Genomic DNA, 20,180 nt, shown 5'->3' with positions numbered 1-20,180 from the left:
GTCTCTACACACCGAAATTTCCACTGATAACCCTTAACCAAGTACTATTGGAACCGTATTCAGGTATTGTTTATCTATAGCAAAATATGGAATAGTGTGATTTAAGTATGTATTTGAGTTTATTCACCCATTCCAGTCAAATAGAAAAGAATGCTGAGATTACAGTTAAAAACTTTATTTATCCTTCCTTTGGTAATCTTTAGCTGGAGTACCTTATCCATTTCCTCACTAGCACAAACTCAGAAATCAACCACAGACAACACTTCGCAGACCAAAATTCGCTTTATTCCAGCTCAAACTAGCCCTCCTCCTGACAGAGGAACACCCCCCTCAAAAGAAGGAACAGGAAGCCGAGGAGACTGTCTTTACAAACAAAATAAGCCACCATTAACTAAGTTAGTGGGTAGTCATAACTTGAAGTTGACTGCTAAAGAGCATCCTACTTTTTGGATATATGTACCTTATTCCTCTACCGAGGCGAACGAGGGCGAATTTTCTTTGCAGGATGGGGATGTGGAGGTATATCGGACTCGTTTTAAGTTAAATGCGACACCTGGAATTGTCAGTGTTAGTCTACCGTCTAGTGTTACACCTTTAGTAGTTGGTAAAGAATATCGTTGGTATTTGGACATCAATTGTCCCAGTTCTGTATCTTCTAGCGAATCATCTACACCAGCTTCTTTGACAGGCGTTGTGCAACGTGTATCAGAATCATCTCAACTTCAACAGGAGTTAAATGCAGCAAAAACACCTCTAGAAACGATTGCTACTTACGCTAAATATGGTATCTGGTTGGAAACCTTGTCGGAGTTAGCGCAACTACGTCTGAAGCAACCACAAGATGTCCAACTGCGCAATGCTTGGGTTGAATTATTAAGCGCTGAAAATGTCGGCTTAGCAAGCATTGCTAATGAGAAAATTGTTGGCAATGTTATAACCAATTCCCTACCAAAATAAAAGATGCCCAATGATATGGACGATGAAAGTCTGTACTTGGAAATTCTTTCAAAAAAGCAAGTTGGACATTGCGTAACGCTTCCGCTTTTGTAGTTTGTGGATTACTAAGTTCTTGGTAGAACTTAATCATAAACTCGGAGGTGGAGGCATCATTAATTTGCCATAAGGTAGCAAGAGTACTGCGTGCCCCTGCGCGAATTGCTACCCCCGCCAGTCCTAATGCAGCTCGTTTGTCTCCCGTTGCAGTCTCACAAGCACTAAGGACGAGTAATTCTATCGGCTTAGCACTTCTTTGATAATCTAAACGTAGTAAGCTATCTAAATCTTTAACTTCAATGCGTTCCTGCCAATCTAAAATAAAAGTCTGTTCTGGGTTAGAACTAAATTTCCCGTGAGTTGCCAGGTGAACAATATTAAAAGGAGTAGAATTAATTTTTTGGCGGATATTTTGTTGCAAAAAATTTTGATTTTCTATAATTTGACTGCGCTTAACTTTTTGTCTAATTCCTGTCAATTCTACTGCTACATTGTCTATATTTCCTAAGCCTTCTTTTTTAAAGCTGGGAGCGTTAGTAGCACCTCCAATTAGGAGACTTAATGATTCTCTTCGTAGTGCTTTTGGTTCAAGTAACTGCAAACCAGAGGTAACACTCACAGCATACCTTTCTACTAAATATTTTTTCCCATCGTAGAGGGCTGCCATTGGTAAGTTCTCTAAAGAACCATCGAGAACAAATACCAAAGTTTTAATGTTGCTTTGCTCTCGGTTTATTGTGCTTTCTAGTTGCGCTTCAAATGGTCTAATTAACCAGTTATACAGTTGTTGAGCTTCTTTTTTAATTTGATTCGGGCTAGTACTGCGTCTTTTTAAAGATTGCCGCAGTTGTCTAGCAGCTTCATCTACTTGCTCTATGAAAACATTTTGATTTCCATAGTGACGCAAGTTATCAGTACCTGGTAATTTGAGAACAACTTCCAAACGGTCTGGCAAAATAATTGGATAAATAACCGCTGTGTAGGGATCTAAATTATCAATATTTACTAATGCTGGTTTAGCGCAAGCATCCCCAAAAAAGTTATCTAATTCTGCTAGTCGGAGTGCTTCCATCACACTACGAACTTGAATCAGATTCTCTCGACTGGGGTTAGGGGAACGCAAGAGCAAATCAACCAATTGCCGATAAACTGGTTCTACGCTATCTCGGAAAGAAAACTGAACTTCTGGATTTAAAATAACTAAATCGTTACGTAAGTTATTCAGGGTATGAAAAGCTTGAGTATAATATATAATTGCCTGAGCATTAGCATCCCGAGTCTGTAATTTCTTTTCTGCTTGAGTTTGCAGAATTTTTCCCATTTGCCACTGCCACTGATAAGCAATATCCGGTGCATTGATCGCCTGAGCAATTACCAAGGCAGATTGAGTAAATTTTATTGCATTTGACCAGTCTAAAGTTGTTTCATAAAATTCCCCGAAAACGCCAAGGGCGTATGATTCAGCTCGTTTATCTGCTAGGGTTTTGGCTTGTTCAACTGCAGTACTCAATATCTGAGAAATTTGTGGAAAATGAGAGATTTTTTTTCCAAAAATCTCCAATTTTATAAGATTTTGAGCAAAATTGACATGAGCATAAACAGAAATTCGACTAGGAGGTAATTGACTAAGAGAGGAGGAAATTTGTGACAGTAAATCTGGTAGAGATGAGTATTGTTCAGTCTCAATTAACAATGTAAACTGATTTAACAATGCTTGATTTCGCGTGATGGGTGACTTTTGAATGAATGCTGCTTGTTGATAGTGGTTTAATGCTTTTTGAGTATATGTTTTAAAATTCTCTGTATCTTTTAATTCTTTTGCTCGGCGTGCGATCGCTATTTCGGTATTGCCTAAACTGAGTAAGGCTTGACTTTGTGTTTGGGGTAAACCTACTTGTTGGGAGATTGCTAAACTAATTTGTAAAATTTCCTGGGAACGCTCTAAATCCTTCCCTTGACGGCGGATATTACCAATATTTAGCAAGCCATTTGCCTTTAAAAAAGAGTCGGGTTGTTTATAAATTTGCTGTTCTACCTGAGCCAAAATCTTCTCAGATCGCCGATAAAGTCCCAATACTTGCAGTGCTAAAGCTTGATTGATTTGGCTACCAATGATACCTACATTATCACCAGCTTGGGTATATAGCATTTCTGCTTTTTGCCAAGTTTCTAAAGCTGCTTCAGCATTGCCCTTTGCCAGTTGCAAGTGTGCTTGCGAGTTCAAAGCCTGAGCGCGAACCTGGTTGAATTCTTTGCTTGGTGGTATTTTTTTTAATAAATTAAAGCTAGTATTAATTGCCGCTTCTGCTTCTTGCCATTGCCCTAGTTTTTGTTGAGCTAAAGATGTAAAACTCAATGCTTGAACCTGTTTAAGTATATCTCCTGCGGCTTGAGAGATTTTTGTTGCCTGCTGTAATGTTCTCGTTGCCTGTGTAAACTGCCCAGCATCATAATATTTTTTACCCTCTTGTAGCAATGCGATCGCCCGCAAGGGCTCGGCTCCCTTTGGGAGCATCGCCGTAAGGCGTGCGCTCTGCGCAATCGGCCTTGGGCGGGTGTTCTGCACCATCGCACTTTGCTGTGCAGTCACAGGAAACAAGGTGGGGATACTCAGGCTAAGTATCAAACTCAAAGTAGCGATTAGTATAAACCGGAAATATCCCATTTTTGAAGGTAAAACAGTCGTAGTGTTTGAGATTCTTGAAATTTAAAATTAGCATCCTACTTTTTTCTTTGACTGTTAGCATCCTTGAGGACTTAACCAAGTACCTTGAGGTGTTGCTACCGCAGGTTCTGCCGTCAGAATCACTGTGCCATCTGCACTCACGATCCAACCTTGAGCTTCAACAATTTTTGCAGATTCGCGGTCTTGTTTATTGAGTTGGTTATTGCTTGTAATAGAAATTGTCTTAGGTAAAACTTGTTGTTCTACTATCCGCCAATCTTCCCAAGCCGCATCCGGATTGAGGACTTCACGGGGAGAGGGAGGCAAACCACCACGACCTGTAACAATAAATTCGCTACCCTCACTGGCTGCAACGCATAAGTTCTGGTTAACTAATCCAGCAACATCAACGATGTCTGCGGGCAATTCTATCAGTCCTTGAGAGGGATCTACCTCTGGGGTGTTGAGTGTTACCTGACCGCTTAAGGAGGGGTTTTTTTGAGAAATGGCAGTAATATCATTACTGAGCAGCTTACTAGGGTCGATTTCTTCCGGGTCATCTGTTCCCAACAAAGTTTGGAGTTCTTGCCGACTCAGTGGTTTTATTCCAAAAATACTTTGGGCTGTAATGTTGACTTTACCTCCGCTTCCCTCAAAAGCATTAGCAGTGATGTCACTGTTTTCTGAAGGAACAGTGACTATGAAATTGGTCTTGATGTCGATATTGCCACCATCACCACCAGTAGTGCCTGCAGTACCTGCCGTTGCAGAAATGAAACTTCCACGACGCAAAAGCAATACATCTCCTACTGCCAGTTTAATATTGCCACCATCACCAGATACAGAATCAGCGGTCAACCTGCCAGTGTTGTCCAACTGGACTTTTGGTGAGTTCACTTCAATGTTGCCTGCGCGTCCCAAACCTTGAGACAGAACATAAAAGCCACTGGCATTCCCTAAATTGAGAATTCCTCTGGTTTGACCAGATTGAGCATATCTGGCAACTCGGTCACTGAGAGTAGCATCAATGCCATTGACAGTAACTCGGTCATTAGCATTCACCTTAATCTGACCTGCATCTCCCCTACCACTAGCAGTTGATAGAAGTTGCCCTCCATTGATAGCCTCAACTCGCCCCGCATTGACTGTAATATTGCCACCATTGCCATCACCATCGGTTCGGGCATTTACAAGGGCACCGTCTGATACCCTAAAGGAGCGAGTGTTAATAATAATATCTCCTCCTCTGTTGGGGGAAGTCGTGCGTGTAGATATTTCACTGGAGTCTCCTCTAGTGGCGCTTGCTCCAGAAATGTTGACAAAATCAGTAGCATTAATTTGAATTGTGCCTGCATCCCCTTGTCCATTGGTGTTGGCAAATACATTAGCACCATTAGTTAAGGAAAAAGAGCTAGCAGAGATGGTAATGTTACCCCCTTTGCCTCTTCCCCCTCTAGATACCAAGCTATAAATTCCGGTAGGTCTTTGTTTCAAACCGTCTATTGTCACCGCACCTGTAACATCAATATTGACATTTCCTGCATTTCCCTGTCCGGCGGAAGTATCACCCAAAAAAATTGCGCTTTGCAGTTGAGCGCCATCTTTTATAGAGAGTGAACTCGCACTTATATCTATGTCGCCGCCTTTACCCACACCCCTAGAACCCACACCAGTGCTTATGCCTGTACGGTTACCTGTGATCAAAATAGAATCGGAAGCACGTAGTAATATGCTGCCTGCATTCCCTTGTCCATTCATACTGGTATTTAATACACTATTATTTAAGGACAAGGAACCAGAGGAGATAATAATATCACCACCATTTCCAGTAGCATTACGAGCTACGAGATTTTCAATTCCACTTGATTGTTCAAATCTAATTGCTCCTGTAGCATTGAGTGTAACGTCTCCTGCTTGAGCGTTAACCGAGCCCAAAGCTTGCCCGATACCAGCAAAAAGGGCACTATTTTCTAAAATGTCTAAATTCTGAGCATTAACTATAATGCTACCACCCGCATTACCATCTACAAATACACGCGCTCCATTAGTAAGACTCACATCCGCCCGCGCTGCATCACCAACAAAATTTAAACGGAAATTACTGCTGTCTCCTTGAAGTCCGACTGTTCCAGGGGAAGCCAATCCTCCCAACTCAACTCGACCATCAAAAGCATTTAAGTTCCCTCCATCCATACTAATATTCCCACCTACAAGCAATAGGCTTCGACCATTGGGAACACGCAAACCAAATGCCCTAAAGCCTGCTAAATCAAATCCTGCTGATGCTACTGAGTTATTTTGGATAGATGTATTGGTCGCAATTTGATTGAATAGAAAGGCAGAAGGATTAACGGTCAATAAGGAGGGAGTTTCAGGATTGGTAGCACTAAAAAATCCCTGATTACCAAATTGTAGAGCATTGGCAGTACTCACCACAAATGATCCCCCAACATCCAATCTGGCATTGCGCCCAAAAATAATCCCATTGGGATTGATCAAAAACAAATTTGCATTGCCATTAACACCCAGTACCCCCAAAATATTCGATGGGTTAGCGCCTGTCACTCGACCGATAATGTTTATAATTCCCTCTGGATTGTTGAAATAAACTCGTTGTCCCTCGCTAATATTGAATTCTCGAAAACTATGAAAAATATTATTATTCCGAATTGCCCCGCCATCTATACGGTCACCAGGAATGCCTTTAATATCAGCATTTGGGGTGACTAATGAAGCTTCAGCCCCCAAAGTTTCATCTGGGATAATTTGGGCTATAGCTGTGTTGCTCCAGCAAGCAAACACTAAAAATCCCACAAGTGCAGGCAGTGAAACTATCGCAAAATTAATACTCTCCCAAATTGATTTGGAAGGCTTGAGACTGTTCTTAGTCAGTCCTTTAGTGGTAAGACCCCAACTACGAACACGGGAAATTGTCCTCAATGAGTGACTACCCACACCAACAAGCTGGCTGAACATTTATATATATGTGTCTCTTGCAAAGCTAAAAAATATTTAAGCTGACTTTGGCCGTATCACAATCTATCTTTAAAAAATTTTTATTTTTTAATTTTATGTATTAATTATATCAAAAATAGTGAAATAAATACGTAGAAATCGTATTCACTACCGTTTTCCTATCCACTGCTCGTAGGCATCCTCTTCCTCTCTCCAAATAATAATGATCATTTTAATTAACGAATCAGCGAATATTTTATTTCTTGGAAATCCTAAGTAGTGTTATAGCTTTGATACCTTGTCATATTGTTGTATTGATATTAACAGCTTAATTAGTGTCTGGACCTTTGTCTTGCCTCATATTTTCTCAGTAGCAGTGGGGTTTTGGTGTAAAATATTCTTGAATAATTATTAGTATACAAGTAAAAAAGCGCAAATAAACAGAAGTATGTAACGAAAAGTAAACTTAGCTAAAACCCTCTTACTTTCTGTCGTCTGCCTTCTGCCTTGGCTCAACGATAAACATTCACGCCGACCTACTTAAACTATAAACTCGTTATGGATTTCAATTTAGATGAAGCTATTAAAACAGCAAATCAAGTTGTGTCTTCAAAATTCAACAGAAACTTAACAGATCTAGAAATTATTATTTTAAAAGGAGCTTGGCAGCGAGATGATTATGATACAATTGCTGCCAAACAACAATATGCTACTACTTATATTAGTCAAGATGTAGCCCCCAAATTGTGGAAAATATTAACAGATTCTTTAGGAGAAAAAGTTAAAAAAAGTAATTTTAAGGAAGCTCTTAAGAGACATTGGGAAATAAATTTACTATCTCAAAGTAGTTCTAAGCAACAAGTAATAAGCACTCAAAGTAATGTCAATAATATTTCAAATATTACCTTAAGATTTCAGGAATCTCAGCCAGAAAAAAATACGCCAATAAACAATGGAAACAGCGAAATAGAAAAACTAGAGATAGCTAATCTCGACTTTTATGTAGAGCGTCCTCCGATTGAATCACTTTGCTATGAACATATTTTGCAACCAGGTTCTCTCATTCGGGTTAAAGCTCCTAGTTTGATGGGTAAAACTTGTTTGATGACAAGAGTTCTAAGTCAGGTTGGAAATCAAGGTTATCAAACCGTGTATCTGAGTTTTGAACTAGCAGAGAGAAATATACATTTTACCAACCTCAATAAATTATTACGTTGGTTTTGCATAAATATTAGTCGCGAACTGCGGTTACCAAATGAATTAGATGAATACTGGGATGAGGAAGGAATAGGTTCTAAGGTTAGTTGCACTACGTATTTTGAAGAATATCTTCTGACACAATCTGAAAATCCACTGGTTCTCTGCTTGGATGAAGTGGATTTACTTTTTCCCTATCCCGAAATTTACGAAGATTTCTTTGGGCTATTACGCTCTTGGTATGAAAAGGCAAGAAGCCGTAAACTTTGGCAAAAATTACGATTAGTGATTCTCCATTCTACAGATGTTTACATTCAACTAAATATCAATCAATCTCCATTTAATGTTGGTTTACCTATTGAGTTATCTGAATTTAATCAAGAGCAAGTTTTAGAGTTTGCTCAGCAACATGGACTGGAGGCAAACACAGCTTTAGTTGAACCATTAATCGAATTAGTGGGAGGGCACCCTTACCTGTTAGAATTGGCTTTTGCTCACCTTAAAAGTCATCCGGATCTAACACTGGAGCAACTTCTAGCAGAGGCACCTACAGAATCAGGTATTTATCGTCATCATTTGTGGGAATATTGGTTGAATTTCCAACAACATCCTGAATTGGCTGCTGCTTTTAAACAAGTCGTTGATGCTAATTATTTGGTACAAATAGAACCTTTGTCAGCTTATCAATTACAGAGTATGGGATTAGTAAAACTCTCGGGCAATAAAGTCCAGCCACGTTGCAATTTATATCGTAAGTATTTTCAAATGCGTTTGGGCAATACAAAAACTGCATAAACTTATATGAATAAATTTCTTGCAAAAGTCACATTTATGAAAATGAAACTACAGAGTAACATAGATACACACAGATAATTTATCTGTGCCCATCTGTGCTTCTAAATATCCATTCATCCTACTTTTGCAAGAAGTCTAATATACATAGTGAGAGTACAAAATGATATGAATTCAGAAAAATTGAGGTAAATTGAGGAAAAATAAGGGTTTAATAACTAAGATTTTCTTTGACAGATATTGGAGTTATCGTATTAACATAACTTGCTTCTTTGAGGAAATCTCCGATGAGTGCTGCACCCCACTTTTACTATAAATATCAACCTGGGGGAAGTTTGCCTCCTAATGCTCCTACTTACATTGTCAGAGAAGCAGATTCGGAACTCTACAACGCTTTATTGGTAGGTGAATATTGTTATGTGCTCAATTCCCGGCAGATGGGCAAGTCCTCGCTCCGAATACATACAATGTTCAAGTTACAAGCACAAGCAATAGCCTGTGCCGAAATTGAATTAAGCGGGATTGGCACTCAAGAGATTACGGCACAGCAATGGTATGGAGGTATCATTCAAGAGTTAATTAGTGGTTTTGAACTAAAAGTAAATCGCCGGAATTGGTTGCGCGAACAAAATGACCTATCACCAATACAGCGTTTAGGAGAATTTATTGAAACAGTTTTGCTGAAGCAAATTAGTCAAAATATTGTTATTTTTATAGATGAAATTGATAGCGTTCTCAGCCTAAATTTTCCTACCGATGAGTTTTTTGCTTTGATTCGTAACTGTTATGAAAAACGGGCAACTAAGGCAGAATATAAGAGGCTTACCTTTGTACTTTTAGGAGTCGCAACGCCATCAGATTTAATTCAAGATGAATTTGCCACACCTTTCAATATTGGTAGAGCAATCGAATTAAAAGGTTTTCAAATTCATGAAAGTGCGGCTTTAGTTCAGGGATTAGTTGGTAAAGTGAGTCATCCCGAAGCTGCATTAGAGAAAATTCTTTACTGGACTGGCGGACAACCGTTTCTGACACAAAAATTATGTTGGTTAATTTCCCAAGAAGCAGAAGTACAAACCCTCGAATCTATTAACAAATTAGTCCATGAGCGAATTATTACTAATTGGGAATCTCAAGACCAACCAGAGCATCTGCGCACAATTCGCGATCGCCTTTGTCGGTGTGCAGAACGCGATGGCGCAGAGCACCCGCCCAAGGGCGATTGCACAAAGCCCAGTGCCAGAGGCAATCGCATCTTACGCAATGCTCGTTCTCGCGAACGGTTGCTGAAGTTATATCTACAAATTTTACAAAAAGGCAAGATTCCTGCTAAAAACACTCATGAGCATTTGGAATTACGCCTTTCTGGTTTGGTGAACTTGCATCAGGGTTGCTTAATCGTCAAAAACCCCATCTATCAAGCTGTTTTTGACCGCAATTGGATTAAGCAACAACTTCAGGAATTTGAGAGTCGGGTTAGTTTCCTGCCAATGAGAACTGTTGCTGTTGCCAGTGTTTTAGTCACTAGCTTCATTATTGGCATACGAACAGTTGGTTTTTTGCAAGCTTGGGAATTGCAAGCTTATGACCAATTGATGCAATTACGACCGAACGAAGGGCAAGATAAACGAATTTTACTAGTCACGATTACAGAAGAAGATGTTCAATCGCAACCCATCACTGAACGAGGCATGGCTTCCCTATCTGATCGCTCGTTAGCGCAACTACTTGTCAAATTGGAGCGCTCCCAGCCACGAGCTATTGGTTTAGATATTTATCGGGACATTCCTGTGAGAGGGAACAACAAAGAATTAACGACTAGGATAAAAAACAACAATCGCTTGTTTGTGATTTGCAAGTATGGCCAACCAGGTATTTCCCCTCCAAAAGAAGTTCCTGGTGAGCGTCAAGGATTTAATAATGTTTTATTGGATTCTGATGATATTCTCCGTCGTCATCTTTTAGCTGTAAGTGACAGTTCCCCTTGTCAGAATTATTATGCTTTTAATTGGCAGCTAGCCAAGCGTTACTTGGCTGACGAAGGAATCAAGAGTGTCTTTAGTTCAAATAAGTATTTGCAATTTGGTCAAACAGTCTTTAAAACTTTGGAAACAAACACGGGCAGTTACCAAAATATTAATGCCAGTGGTCACCAAATATTACTCAATTACCGCGCTGCCGAACCCATTGCTCAAAAAGTTACTCTTCAAGAAGTCCTTAGCTATCAGTTTAATCCTGACTTAGCGAAAAATCGCATCGTTATTATTGGTACGACAGATCCTAGTTTGAACGATCATCGTTGGCGGACCTCCTATGGTAGAGGTCAATGGTCTGTACGAAATTTGTCTGGTCTGGAAATTCAAGCGCACATGGTCAGCCAAATCCTTAGCGCCGTGTTGGATAATCGGCCCTTGATTTGGTGGTTGCCAAAATCACTGGAATTTCTCTGGATTTGGTTTTGGTCATTAATTGGCGGATTGATAGCTTGGCGCTTGAGGTTATCAGTAGCCATCTTACTAGGAGAAGGAATTACAGTTGGAGTTTTATACGGCAGTTGTTGGAGTTTGCTAGTTATACATGGTGGTTGGATACCTTTTATTCCTTCAGCTTTGGCTTTGGTAACGACTGCCAGTAGCTTAACTTGTATCTTGCACCTACCAGGAAAAAGAACGAATACACGAATAAGTCATGCAGGGAAGTAACATCAACAAACACTTGTGTTTTCACGCCTCGCTTCGGGGTTTACAGGAAGCCATCCTCTGAGCATCTTCGCGATTCATTAAACAAAAAAAAGGCGGGCAATAAAGCCCACCTTGAAAAGAAAGAGAATAGTTTGTTGCTAATTAACCCAGCAATTGTTTCGCTTTAGCTAACACATTATCAACACTGAAACCAAACTTCTCCAAACAGACACCGCCTGGAGCTGAAGCACCAAAGCGATCAATGCTAACTGTATCGCCTTCAGTACCGACGTACTTGTGCCAACCGAAACTGGCAGCAGCTTCTACAGACAAACGCTTGGTGACGGCTTTAGGCAGAATAGACTCTTTATAAGCCGCATCCTGTGCTTCAAATAGTTCCCACGAAGGTAGTGAGACAACACGGACTTTCTTGCCTTCGCTGGTGAGTTTCTCGGCTGCGGTTACACAGAGGCTCAATTCGGAACCAGTACCAATTAGAATCAGTTCCGGGGTACCCTCGCTATCGACCACTGTGTATCCACCCTTGGTCACGCCCTCAATCGATGTACCTGCCAAGTTCGGGACATTTTGACGGGTGAACGCCAACAGGGTGGGACGGTCTTCTTTCGCGTTCTCAATCGCCACTTTGTAAGCACCGGAAGTTTCATTTCCGTCTGCGGGGCGAATCACCGTTAGCTTAGGAATTGCTCGCAGGGAAGCGAGAGTTTCAATCGGTTGGTGGGTTGGACCATCTTCACCTTGTCCAATTGAGTCGTGCGTCATCACCCAAATCACGCCAGCTTGGGAGAGGGCAGATAAGCGGATAGCAGCACGCATGTAGTCTGTGAAGATCAAAAAGGTTGCGCCGTAGGGAATTAATCCAGAATCATGCAGCGCTATGCCGTTACAGATTGCGCCCATACCGTGTTCCCGCACGCCAAAGTGGATGTTGCGGTTTTGGTATTGTCCTGGCTGAAAGTCGCCAAAGCCTTTGATTTCTGTAAGGTTGGAGTGAGTCAAGTCAGCTGAACCACCAATGAGCTCAGGTAAAACCGGTGCCAGTTTGTTGAGGCAGGTTTCTGAGTGTTTGCGGGTGGCGACTCCTTTGTCTTCGGGTTTGTAGGTGGGTAGTACTTTATCCCAACCATCGGGCAGTTTGGCGCTAGTGTAGCGTTCAAATTCCGCAGCTTCTTGGGCATACTTGCCTTTGTAGGTGTCAAAGGTTTTGTTCCATTCAGCTTCGTAGTTTGCGCCGCGCTCAACAGCTTTGCGCCAGTGCTTAAGAGCATCTTCTGGAACGACAAAAGGCTCGTGTTCCCAACCCAAGTTTTCGCGGGTGAGTTTAACTTCGTCGCCACCCAAGGCAGCACCATGAACACCAGCAGTATTTGCTTTATTGGGCGAACCGTAACCAATGGTGGTTGTTACCTTAATAAAAGAAGGCTTATCGGTGACGGATTTGGCTGCTTCAATTGCTTTGGCAATTGCTTCTAGGTCTGTGTTGCCATCTTGAACGTGCTGGACGTGCCAACCGTAAGCTTCAAACCGCTTGGAAACATCTTCGGTGAATGCTATATCTGTAGAACCATCGATGGAGATGTGGTTGTCGTCGTACAGAGCGATGAGTTTGCCTAATCCCAAGTGTCCCGCGTAAGAACAAGCTTCACCAGAAACGCCTTCCATGTTGCAGCCATCACCTAAAATCACGTAGGTGTAATGGTCAACAATCTTGGCATCGGGTTTGTTGAACTTTGCAGCAAGGTGCGCTTCGGCGATCGCCAAACCGACTCCATTGGCAATTCCCTGCCCCAGTGGTCCTGTGGTAACTTCCACGCCTGGAGTCATGAAGTTTTCGGGGTGTCCGGGGGTTTTGGATTCCCACTGACGGAATTGCTTAATATCTTCAATGCTCACGCTGTCGAAGCCTGTCAGGTACAGCAGGGCATACTGCAACATAGAGCCGTGACCGGCAGATAGCACAAAGCGATCGCGGTTGAACCACTTGGGATTTTTGGGGTTATACCGCAAAAAGCGATCCCATAGCACAAAAGCCATTGGCGCTGCGCCCATAGGCAGCCCTGGGTGACCAGACTTTGCCTTTTCTACGGCATCAATTGCCAGAAAGCGGATCGAGTTAATACAAACTTCTTCGAGGGTTTGGGTTGCAACAGCCATAATAAGAGATTGTTCTTTACGACGGGTTAGCACTCTTTTGGTTTCACTACAGGGGAGGCAAAAAGCGATGACACTGTGTCCTTAGTGGTTCTTGAGGACAGTTCCAAAAAGGGTTTCCCTGTAGAAACTGTCCGGGTGTGGATTTTCCTTGCGAGTTTCCGGTGTGGATGTTCCTCAAGGGAAAACTCGCTTCCTTCCTACCGAACTGCTGAGTGGCGGGTTTTGCTAATCAGAGTTGTCATTCGCTTATTGCCGTGTTGCTTGAGATCCCCAATGCAGTATCCTCATCATCCCATTGGTACTTGTTGCCGGACAAGCGGCATATTTTGGGATTTTTGTTATGGATTTTGGATTAATTTTATGAGGGAATCCCCCTGTTATCGGTATTGAATGAACTTAATTATCAAGCGAACAGCCCTACACCCGCTCTTCACACCGTTGTTAACTACGCCTGAAGTCAGATACACGCATCTTAAATTTCCAACCTTAGACGTACTTCTTAAAGGCTAGTGTCACATTATGACCGCCAAAACCAAAAGAATTGGATAGGGCAACCTCAACTTTTGCTTTCCTGCTGGTGTTAGGCACGTAATCCAGGTCACAATCGGGATCGGGGTTTTCCAGATTAATTGTCGGTGGAATCTGGTCATTGGCGATCGCCAGTACTGTTGCTACCGCTTCAATTCCACCAGAACCACCCAATAGATGACCTGTCATTGATTTGGTGGAGCTAATTGGTATTATTGAGGCGCGATCGCCCAAAGCTCTTTTAATTGCGGCTGTTTCCGTCGGATCGTTCACTGGCGTACTGGTGCCATGAGCATTGACATAGCTCACCTGTTCTGGTATTAGTCCTGCGTCTTTGAGTGCCAGTTGGATGGCTCTTGCTGCGCCTTCGCCTCCGGGTACTGGAGAGGTCATATGGTAAGCGTCGCAGGTCATACCATAGCCAACAATTTCTGCATAAATTCTGGCTTTGCGACTGAGGGCGTGCTGTAGCTCTTCTAAAATTAAGATGCCCGCACCTTCTCCCATGACAAATCCGTCGCGGTCTTTGTCAAATGGTCGGCTGGCATGAGCCGGATCATCATTACGAAGCGAAAGTGTCCTAGCTGATGCAAATCCAGCCAAAGACAAGGGTGTAATTGCCGCTTCACACCCGCCACAAATCATTGCTTGGGCATATCCCCCTTGAATCAGGCGAAAAGCATCCCCTATGGCGTTTGAGCCTGCGGCACAAGCAGTGACTGAGCAGGAATTTGGTCCCTTAGCACCAGTGTGAATTGCTGTCAACCCTGCTGCCATATTGGCTATCATCATCGGTATCATGAAGGGACTACAGCGGTCGGGACCACGATTTAAGTAGATTGTTTGCTGCTCTTCCATCACCTTCAAACCACCAACGCCAGAACCAATAATGGTGCCAATTTGTTCTGCGTTTAGGTCATTGATGACTAATTGCGCGTCGCCGAGAGCTTGTTTTGCCGCCGAAACGCCAAATTGAGCAAAGCGATCCATGCGTTTGGCTTCTTTACGATCCATGTACTCATGCGGATCGAAGTTTTTTACCTCACCAGCAATGCGACAATCATGACGAGACGCATCGAACAAGGTGATTTCACCAATGCCATTGCGCCCGCTTATCAATCCTTCCCAATATTGGGCTGGTGTATTACCAATCGGTGTAATCGCGCCAACACCAGTGACAACAACGCGTTTACGTATAAAATCAGTCATGACAATAGTTAAGTGGCTCTTGATGCAGGCAGAACAAAATAGTGCTGAGTCATGAATGCTGAGCCCTGAGTAAAGTTCCGAGTTCCAAGCAATGTGTTCCGAGTCATTTTTTTTTACAAATGAGGCAACGCCAGTCGCTACCCTTACGGTAAGCCGCTGTTGCGTCTACAATCAAAGACACTTCCGCACAGCGCTGGCTTTTCGCTACTCAGCACTCAGCACTTTTTTAGGCGGATGTGGCAACTTTGTTGTTAATATAGTCAACTGCCTCTTGAACTGTTGTAATTTTTTCGGCAGCTTCATCGGGAATTTCAATGTCAAACTCTTCTTCCAAAGCCATGACCAATTCAACAGTATCCAAGGAGTCAGCCCCTAAATCATTAGCAAAATTCGATTGTGGTGTCACCGTCTCGGCATCAACGCTAAGTTGATCGGCAACAATTTTCTTGACCTTGTCAAAAATTTCCGTTTGGCTCATAGATAAAAGTCCTCAACAAGTTGCTATAATCCGCTGTTTATGGGGGATATGTTTTTGAGCATATTGATCTTAACGGAAAGCGCGATCATCCGTACACTGGTCTTGGATTTTCTTTGTTGAAAATCTGTATTCCGTTCCATTTCTAAATTTCGATAGAACAACCACTCCAAGAGCAGTTCGAGAGTAGAAGGTGCTACGCGATCGCTTACACTGTGTAAACAATGATGTTTTACAACTTTTATTAAATTTTTGTGAGGATGTGCATTTTCAGGATCGATAGCTTTGCTACCAACATTAAATAGTGATGATAAAACAGTTATTGACTAACCAGAATACTATGCTAACCCATACATTAAAATACGCATACTTCCCCGGTTGTGTTGCCCAAGGAGCTTGCCGGGAGCTTCATCAATCAACTGTTGCCCTCAGTCAAGCTTTGGGCATTGAACTGGTTGAACTTAAAAAAGCTGCTTGCTGTGGTTCCGGGACGTTTAAAGAAGATTCCCAACTGTTGGAAGATACGGTTAATGCCCGCAATATTAGTTTAGCAGAAGAGTTAAATCTACCACTGCTTACCCATTGCAGCACTTGTCAGGGTGTGATTGGTCATGTTGACGAAAGCCTCAAAGAATGCCAAAAAACAAATCCAGCATACGTTGAACAGGTGAATGGCTTGCTGCAAAAAGAAGGCTGTGTACCCTATCGCGGAACGACCGAAGTCAAACATCTCCTTTATGCCCTAATTACAGACTATGGTTTAGAGGAAATTCAAAAACGTGTGACCCGCAAGTTAGCGGGATTAAAATGTGCAGCTTTTTATGGCTGCTATCTCCTACGTGCCCAAAAGTCCATGCCTTATGATGACCCCTTCCGACCGGAAGGAATGGAAAATGTGTTTCGCACGTTAGGCGCAGAACCTATTTACTACAGAGGTCGTACGCAATGTTGCGGATGGCCGCTTTCCAGCTACGCCACCACCCAATCTTTTAAAATGGCGGGGATACATATTCAAGAAGCGCTAGAAGCTGGTGCTGATTGTATGGTTACGCCTTGTCCTTTGTGCCACCTTAACTTAGATTCGCGTCAGCCAGAGGTGGAAAAGGTAATTGGACAGAAATTAGGTTTACCAGTGCTGCATTTACCCCAGTTGATTGCTTTAGCAGTTGGGGTGAGTCCGAAAGAACTCGGTCTAGAACGGCACATCGTTTCCACCAAACCAGTTTTGGAAAAATTGGGATTGTGAGCAAAAGCTTGTAGGGTGCGTTAGCATTCGCTATCACAATTAACGTACCCTACAAGTTCACTTCCATGATTTGTCCGTAAAGGTCATTCTGTGTTCTGCGTTCTGGGTTCTGTATTGTGATCAATTGTTGAGTTACTGAGTTGGGTCACTGGTGTGAGCATGAACGCTGAAGTAGGTGTGCTTTCGCTTATTGATATCAGTACTGTATTGTGATCAATTGTTGAGTTGCTGAGTTGGCTCACTGGTGTGAGCATGAACGCTGAAGTAGGTATGGTTTCGCTTATTGATATCAGTACTGTGTTGTGATCAATTGTTGAGTTGGGCGATTCCGCCATTGGTGTGAAGGTGAACGGTGAAGTAGGTGTGGTATCACTTGTTAGTGTCGGTAGTGTATTGTTCTCAATTGTTAAGTTGCTTGGTTGAGCAACTGGTGTGGTTTCGCTTGTTAGTGTCGGTAATGTATTGTTCTCAATTGTTAAGTTGCTTGATTGGGTAGTTGGTGTGGTATCGCCTGTTGGTGTCGGTAGTCTATTGTTCTCAATTGTTAAGTTGCTTGATTGGGTAGTTGGTGTGGTATCGCCTGTTGGTGTCGGTACTGGATTATTATCAATTGTTAAGTTGCTTGATTGGGTAGTAGGTGTGGTATCGCTTGTTGGTGTCGGTACTGGATTATTATCAATTGTTACGTTGCTTGGTTGGGCAGTTGGTGTGATTGTGAACGCTGAATTAGGTGTGGTTTCGCTTGTTGGTGTCGGTACTGGAGTTGGAATTGGTGTAATTGGAGTAGGTGTAGGTTCTACGGTCGGTTGATTTTGTTCAGAATTTGGTGCCGCCGACGGCGTGAAAGTTGGGGTAGGTGTAACTTCTTCCGGTGTTGGTGTTGGTACTACAGTTGTCTCTGGAGTAGGTTGTATAAGTGTGGGTGCAACTGTTGTCGTGGGTGTCGCGGGTGCAGGTGTAAGTTTTCTTTTTAACTTCTCGCGCTTGGGAACGATTGGTTGTTGGTCTTCGATGTTTGGTTGTATCGGTGGACTGACTTTGGGTATAACTTCAGGAAGAGGTGACAGCGGAACAGTGACTGTGGATGGAGGTTCGATAATCAGTGACGGTCTGGCGGGCGCTGTGGGTTTCGGTTTGGGAATAGGTGACCGTTTAGTCGTTTTCGGCGCGGTGGTGGATGTTGGTGAGGGTAAGGGTGTGAAACGATGCCAGTTAAACCAAGCGAGTAATCCGCCTGAGGCTACAATTCCAGTCGTGATGACTCCTGTTGGAAACAGCAAGGCTTTTTTATACACACTTTTACCGGAGGGGGAAGTGTTCTCTGACGATACTATATTCATTCGAGTCAGGAGATGGTTAGTATCGTTGGTTGTCGGTAGGGGAGATTGTGTAAAGTTTTTTGGGGAATCGTTTACATTTGGGCGCTGGCTATTTTGAGTTGATGACCAAGATGGAGAATTTTCTAATAAATTAAGATTGTGGCGAGTTGCTGCAACTCCCATCGCGTCATCAAGCGATTCCCGTAATTGTATTGCTTTGGTAAGGTAATCTTTAGCTGTGCTGTTTTCTTCTAAACAAAGGGCACGAGTCCCTAATTGATGCAATGCCCAAGCTTGGGCAACTTTATCTGTTTCGCCTTGAGATGCTTGTAATCCCCGAGACAGGACTTGCTCCCACAAACCCCATTGCTTACTTAAAGCAAGTGTCTCTTCCACTGCTTTTACCAAGCGCAAGACATCTTTCCAACGACTCTCTCTAACTGCTATCTCTATAATTTGTACGATTGCATCGGTTTGGGATAACAAAATGTTGGGTTGCTGTTGATGTCGTTCCGCCCAATTTATAAAGTAGGCAATTGCTTTTTCCACAGGTGCTGTCAACTTCCATTCTGGCGGTAAAAGTTCAACTACAGTCTTACTGACCTGATATCGAGAACCATGAAACTGCACGAGATGACGCCTACGTAATCCCTCAAGTATATTAATAGCATCAGAAATTTCTGTGATATCAATTATCTGTTCACTTTCAAGCCCAACATCACCCATGACAGTTAATAAACTCAGAATAGTTCTTTGTGATGTTGATAGCGATGTGACTATTTGTTGCAGCAGATAGTTGCCAGGAGCATCTGTTGATAATAAACTCACAACTTCCGTAAGCGATCGCCCTTCTTCCAGTATGTTTGCCACTGCTATCTGCACTTTCATCGGATGCCCGTTGAAAATAGTACACAGCGATTTTGCCCCAGCGAGTTCTTCTGTGTTGAGAGAACGTTGCAGTTCCCTTTCCACTAAAGCCAGAGTATCATTTATCGATAATCCAGAAAGCAACATTGAGCGCCCCCTTTTTTTCATTCGCCCTTTTGACGAAGCGATCAAAAAGGTACACTGATGAGCCGCATTCATCAGCTCTTCCAATTCATCTTGGATAAGTCCATCATCATCCAGCACCACAAGAGCTTGTTTTTCTTGGAGTTGTTGACAGATTTGCTTATGAGTTGGTTTATAGGGAATGTTGCTTTCATAAAATGCATCCCATATAGACTGAAGTAAATCGTCTACATTTGGATGCACAGGAGATAAGCTAATAACACCACTAGGGAAAAGTGATTTGACTTGATTGTTCTGCGCCAAGTCACGCAATAAAACTGTTTTTCCAATACCGACTGTGCCGTAAAATTCTACTGATTCTCCCGATTGAAAGGCAGCGATCGCTTCTTTGATTGATTCTTGTCGATTCAGTATCGTATCTGAGGGCTGCTCAACTATCAATGGAGTGGAACGCAATCGCCAAGTCGATTTTTCTTCCTTGGTTGCGATATTCGCTGTCGCGCCTTGAGGTGAACCAATATTTATGATCCAATTTCCAACTTCCAGTTGGTCAGTCATTTCCTCCGGAATGTTTGTTATTATACTGTTTTTGCTCATATATTTTTCTTCAGCCAGATTTAGATTACTTTTTCTCTATTAACCGCAACATAGCTATCATTAAATATGCATTTTACATACATTTTTTCATTTCAAGAGATTTTTAAGTATATATACTTAAAAAGTTATTCTACAAAATTGTTTTGCTTTTATGACTTGGTTAACAAACAAAGCGAAGTGCGAATTTAACAGCAAAATGAACAGCTAGATGCTTGCTAATATTGAGTTAAAAATTAGCTTTAGGATGACAAAACTTGAGGCTATACGTACAAAGCCTACAAGGCAAGGGCTATAAATAAAATGAAGAGTCTTAAAAGCCAGATTCGATATTAAGTAT

General features: G+C 42.3%; 10 protein-coding genes. 4 read left to right on the top strand and 6 right to left on the bottom strand.

Features of this window, described 5'->3' with window-relative positions:
• Window positions 1–150: 150 nt before the first annotated feature.
• Complete coding sequence (locus tag AACT52_RS25050; protein WP_073633757.1) at window positions 151–957, top strand: DUF928 domain-containing protein; 807 nt, start codon at window positions 151–153, stop codon at window positions 955–957.
• Here the strand turns inward: AACT52_RS25050 and AACT52_RS25045 are convergent.
• Together AACT52_RS25045 and AACT52_RS25040 are read right to left on the bottom strand one after the other, a co-directional pair.
• Complete coding sequence (locus AACT52_RS25045) at window positions 932–3,625, bottom strand: CHAT domain-containing protein (protein WP_233154066.1); 2,694 nt, start codon at window positions 3,623–3,625, stop codon at window positions 932–934. The two genes, AACT52_RS25050 and AACT52_RS25045, sit on opposite strands and share 26 nt — an antisense overlap.
• Before the next feature lie 108 nt (window positions 3,626–3,733).
• A complete protein-coding gene (locus AACT52_RS25040; protein ID WP_083630536.1) occupies window positions 3,734–6,634 on the bottom strand; it encodes a two-partner secretion domain-containing protein in 2,901 nt (966 codons plus the stop codon).
• Between the two features lie 537 nt (window positions 6,635–7,171).
• Between AACT52_RS25040 and AACT52_RS25035 the strand changes: the two genes are divergently transcribed.
• Both AACT52_RS25035 and AACT52_RS25030 read left to right on the top strand, forming a co-directional pair.
• The gene (locus AACT52_RS25035; protein ID WP_073633755.1) at window positions 7,172–8,605 is read left to right on the top strand and encodes an AAA-like domain-containing protein; all 1,434 of its coding nucleotides are present in this window, start codon (window positions 7,172–7,174) and stop codon (window positions 8,603–8,605) included.
• A 284-nt stretch (window positions 8,606–8,889) separates the two neighbouring features.
• Window positions 8,890–11,304 carry a CHASE2 domain-containing protein gene (locus AACT52_RS25030; RefSeq protein ID WP_073633754.1) on the top strand — a complete coding sequence of 805 codons (2,415 nt, stop codon included), beginning with the start codon at window positions 8,890–8,892 and terminating at the stop codon, window positions 11,302–11,304.
• Window positions 11,305–11,445: 141 nt separating this feature from the next.
• On the opposite strand, the gene tkt is transcribed toward AACT52_RS25030, so the two are convergent.
• The 3 genes from tkt to acpP form a co-directional block, all read right to left on the bottom strand.
• Entirely contained in the window at window positions 11,446–13,458 is a 2,013-nt protein-coding gene (gene tkt / locus AACT52_RS25025) for a transketolase (protein ID WP_073633753.1), read from the bottom strand.
• A 486-nt stretch (window positions 13,459–13,944) separates the two neighbouring features.
• The gene (gene fabF, locus AACT52_RS25020) at window positions 13,945–15,195 is read right to left on the bottom strand and encodes a beta-ketoacyl-ACP synthase II (RefSeq protein ID WP_073633752.1); all 1,251 of its coding nucleotides are present in this window, start codon (window positions 15,193–15,195) and stop codon (window positions 13,945–13,947) included.
• 226 nt (window positions 15,196–15,421) lie between these two features.
• The gene (gene acpP, locus AACT52_RS25015) at window positions 15,422–15,673 is read right to left on the bottom strand and encodes an acyl carrier protein (protein ID WP_073633751.1); all 252 of its coding nucleotides are present in this window, start codon (window positions 15,671–15,673) and stop codon (window positions 15,422–15,424) included.
• Between the two features lie 337 nt (window positions 15,674–16,010).
• Between acpP and AACT52_RS25010 the strand changes: the two genes are divergently transcribed.
• Window positions 16,011–16,916 carry a CoB--CoM heterodisulfide reductase iron-sulfur subunit B family protein gene (locus AACT52_RS25010; protein WP_073633784.1) on the top strand — a complete coding sequence of 302 codons (906 nt, stop codon included), beginning with the start codon at window positions 16,011–16,013 and terminating at the stop codon, window positions 16,914–16,916.
• Between the two features lie 83 nt (window positions 16,917–16,999).
• On the opposite strand, the gene AACT52_RS25005 is transcribed toward AACT52_RS25010, so the two are convergent.
• Window positions 17,000–19,843, bottom strand: coding sequence for an NB-ARC domain-containing protein (locus AACT52_RS25005; RefSeq protein WP_143172874.1), 2,844 nt, complete (start codon window positions 19,841–19,843; stop codon window positions 17,000–17,002).
• Window positions 19,844–20,180: the final 337 nt, after the last annotated feature.

Origin of the sequence: Scytonema sp. HK-05, assembly GCF_963872035.1 — a bacterium.
GTDB lineage: Bacteria > Cyanobacteriota > Cyanobacteriia > Cyanobacteriales > Nostocaceae > Kalymmatonema.
The sequence above is the reverse complement of the archived record's forward strand: the minus strand, read 5'-3'. Positions and strand labels throughout refer to the sequence as shown.

Excerpts from the sequence above, each read along its gene's own strand:
- AACT52_RS25050 (WP_073633757.1), top strand. The coding sequence starts at position 151 with ATGCTGAGATTACAGTTAAAAACTTTATTTATCCTTCCTTTGGTAATC.
- AACT52_RS25040 (WP_083630536.1), bottom strand. The coding sequence starts at position 6,634 with ATGTTCAGCCAGCTTGTTGGTGTGGGTAGTCACTCATTGAGGACAATT.
- AACT52_RS25035 (WP_073633755.1), top strand. The coding sequence starts at position 7,172 with ATGGATTTCAATTTAGATGAAGCTATTAAAACAGCAAATCAAGTTGTG.
- AACT52_RS25030 (WP_073633754.1), top strand. The coding sequence starts at position 8,890 with ATGAGTGCTGCACCCCACTTTTACTATAAATATCAACCTGGGGGAAGT.
- tkt (WP_073633753.1), bottom strand. The coding sequence starts at position 13,458 with ATGGCTGTTGCAACCCAAACCCTCGAAGAAGTTTGTATTAACTCGATC.
- fabF (WP_073633752.1), bottom strand. The coding sequence starts at position 15,195 with ATGACTGATTTTATACGTAAACGCGTTGTTGTCACTGGTGTTGGCGCG.
- acpP (WP_073633751.1), bottom strand. The coding sequence starts at position 15,673 with ATGAGCCAAACGGAAATTTTTGACAAGGTCAAGAAAATTGTTGCCGAT.
- AACT52_RS25010 (WP_073633784.1), top strand. The coding sequence starts at position 16,011 with ATGCTAACCCATACATTAAAATACGCATACTTCCCCGGTTGTGTTGCC.
- AACT52_RS25005 (WP_143172874.1), bottom strand. The coding sequence starts at position 19,843 with ATGAGCAAAAACAGTATAATAACAAACATTCCGGAGGAAATGACTGAC.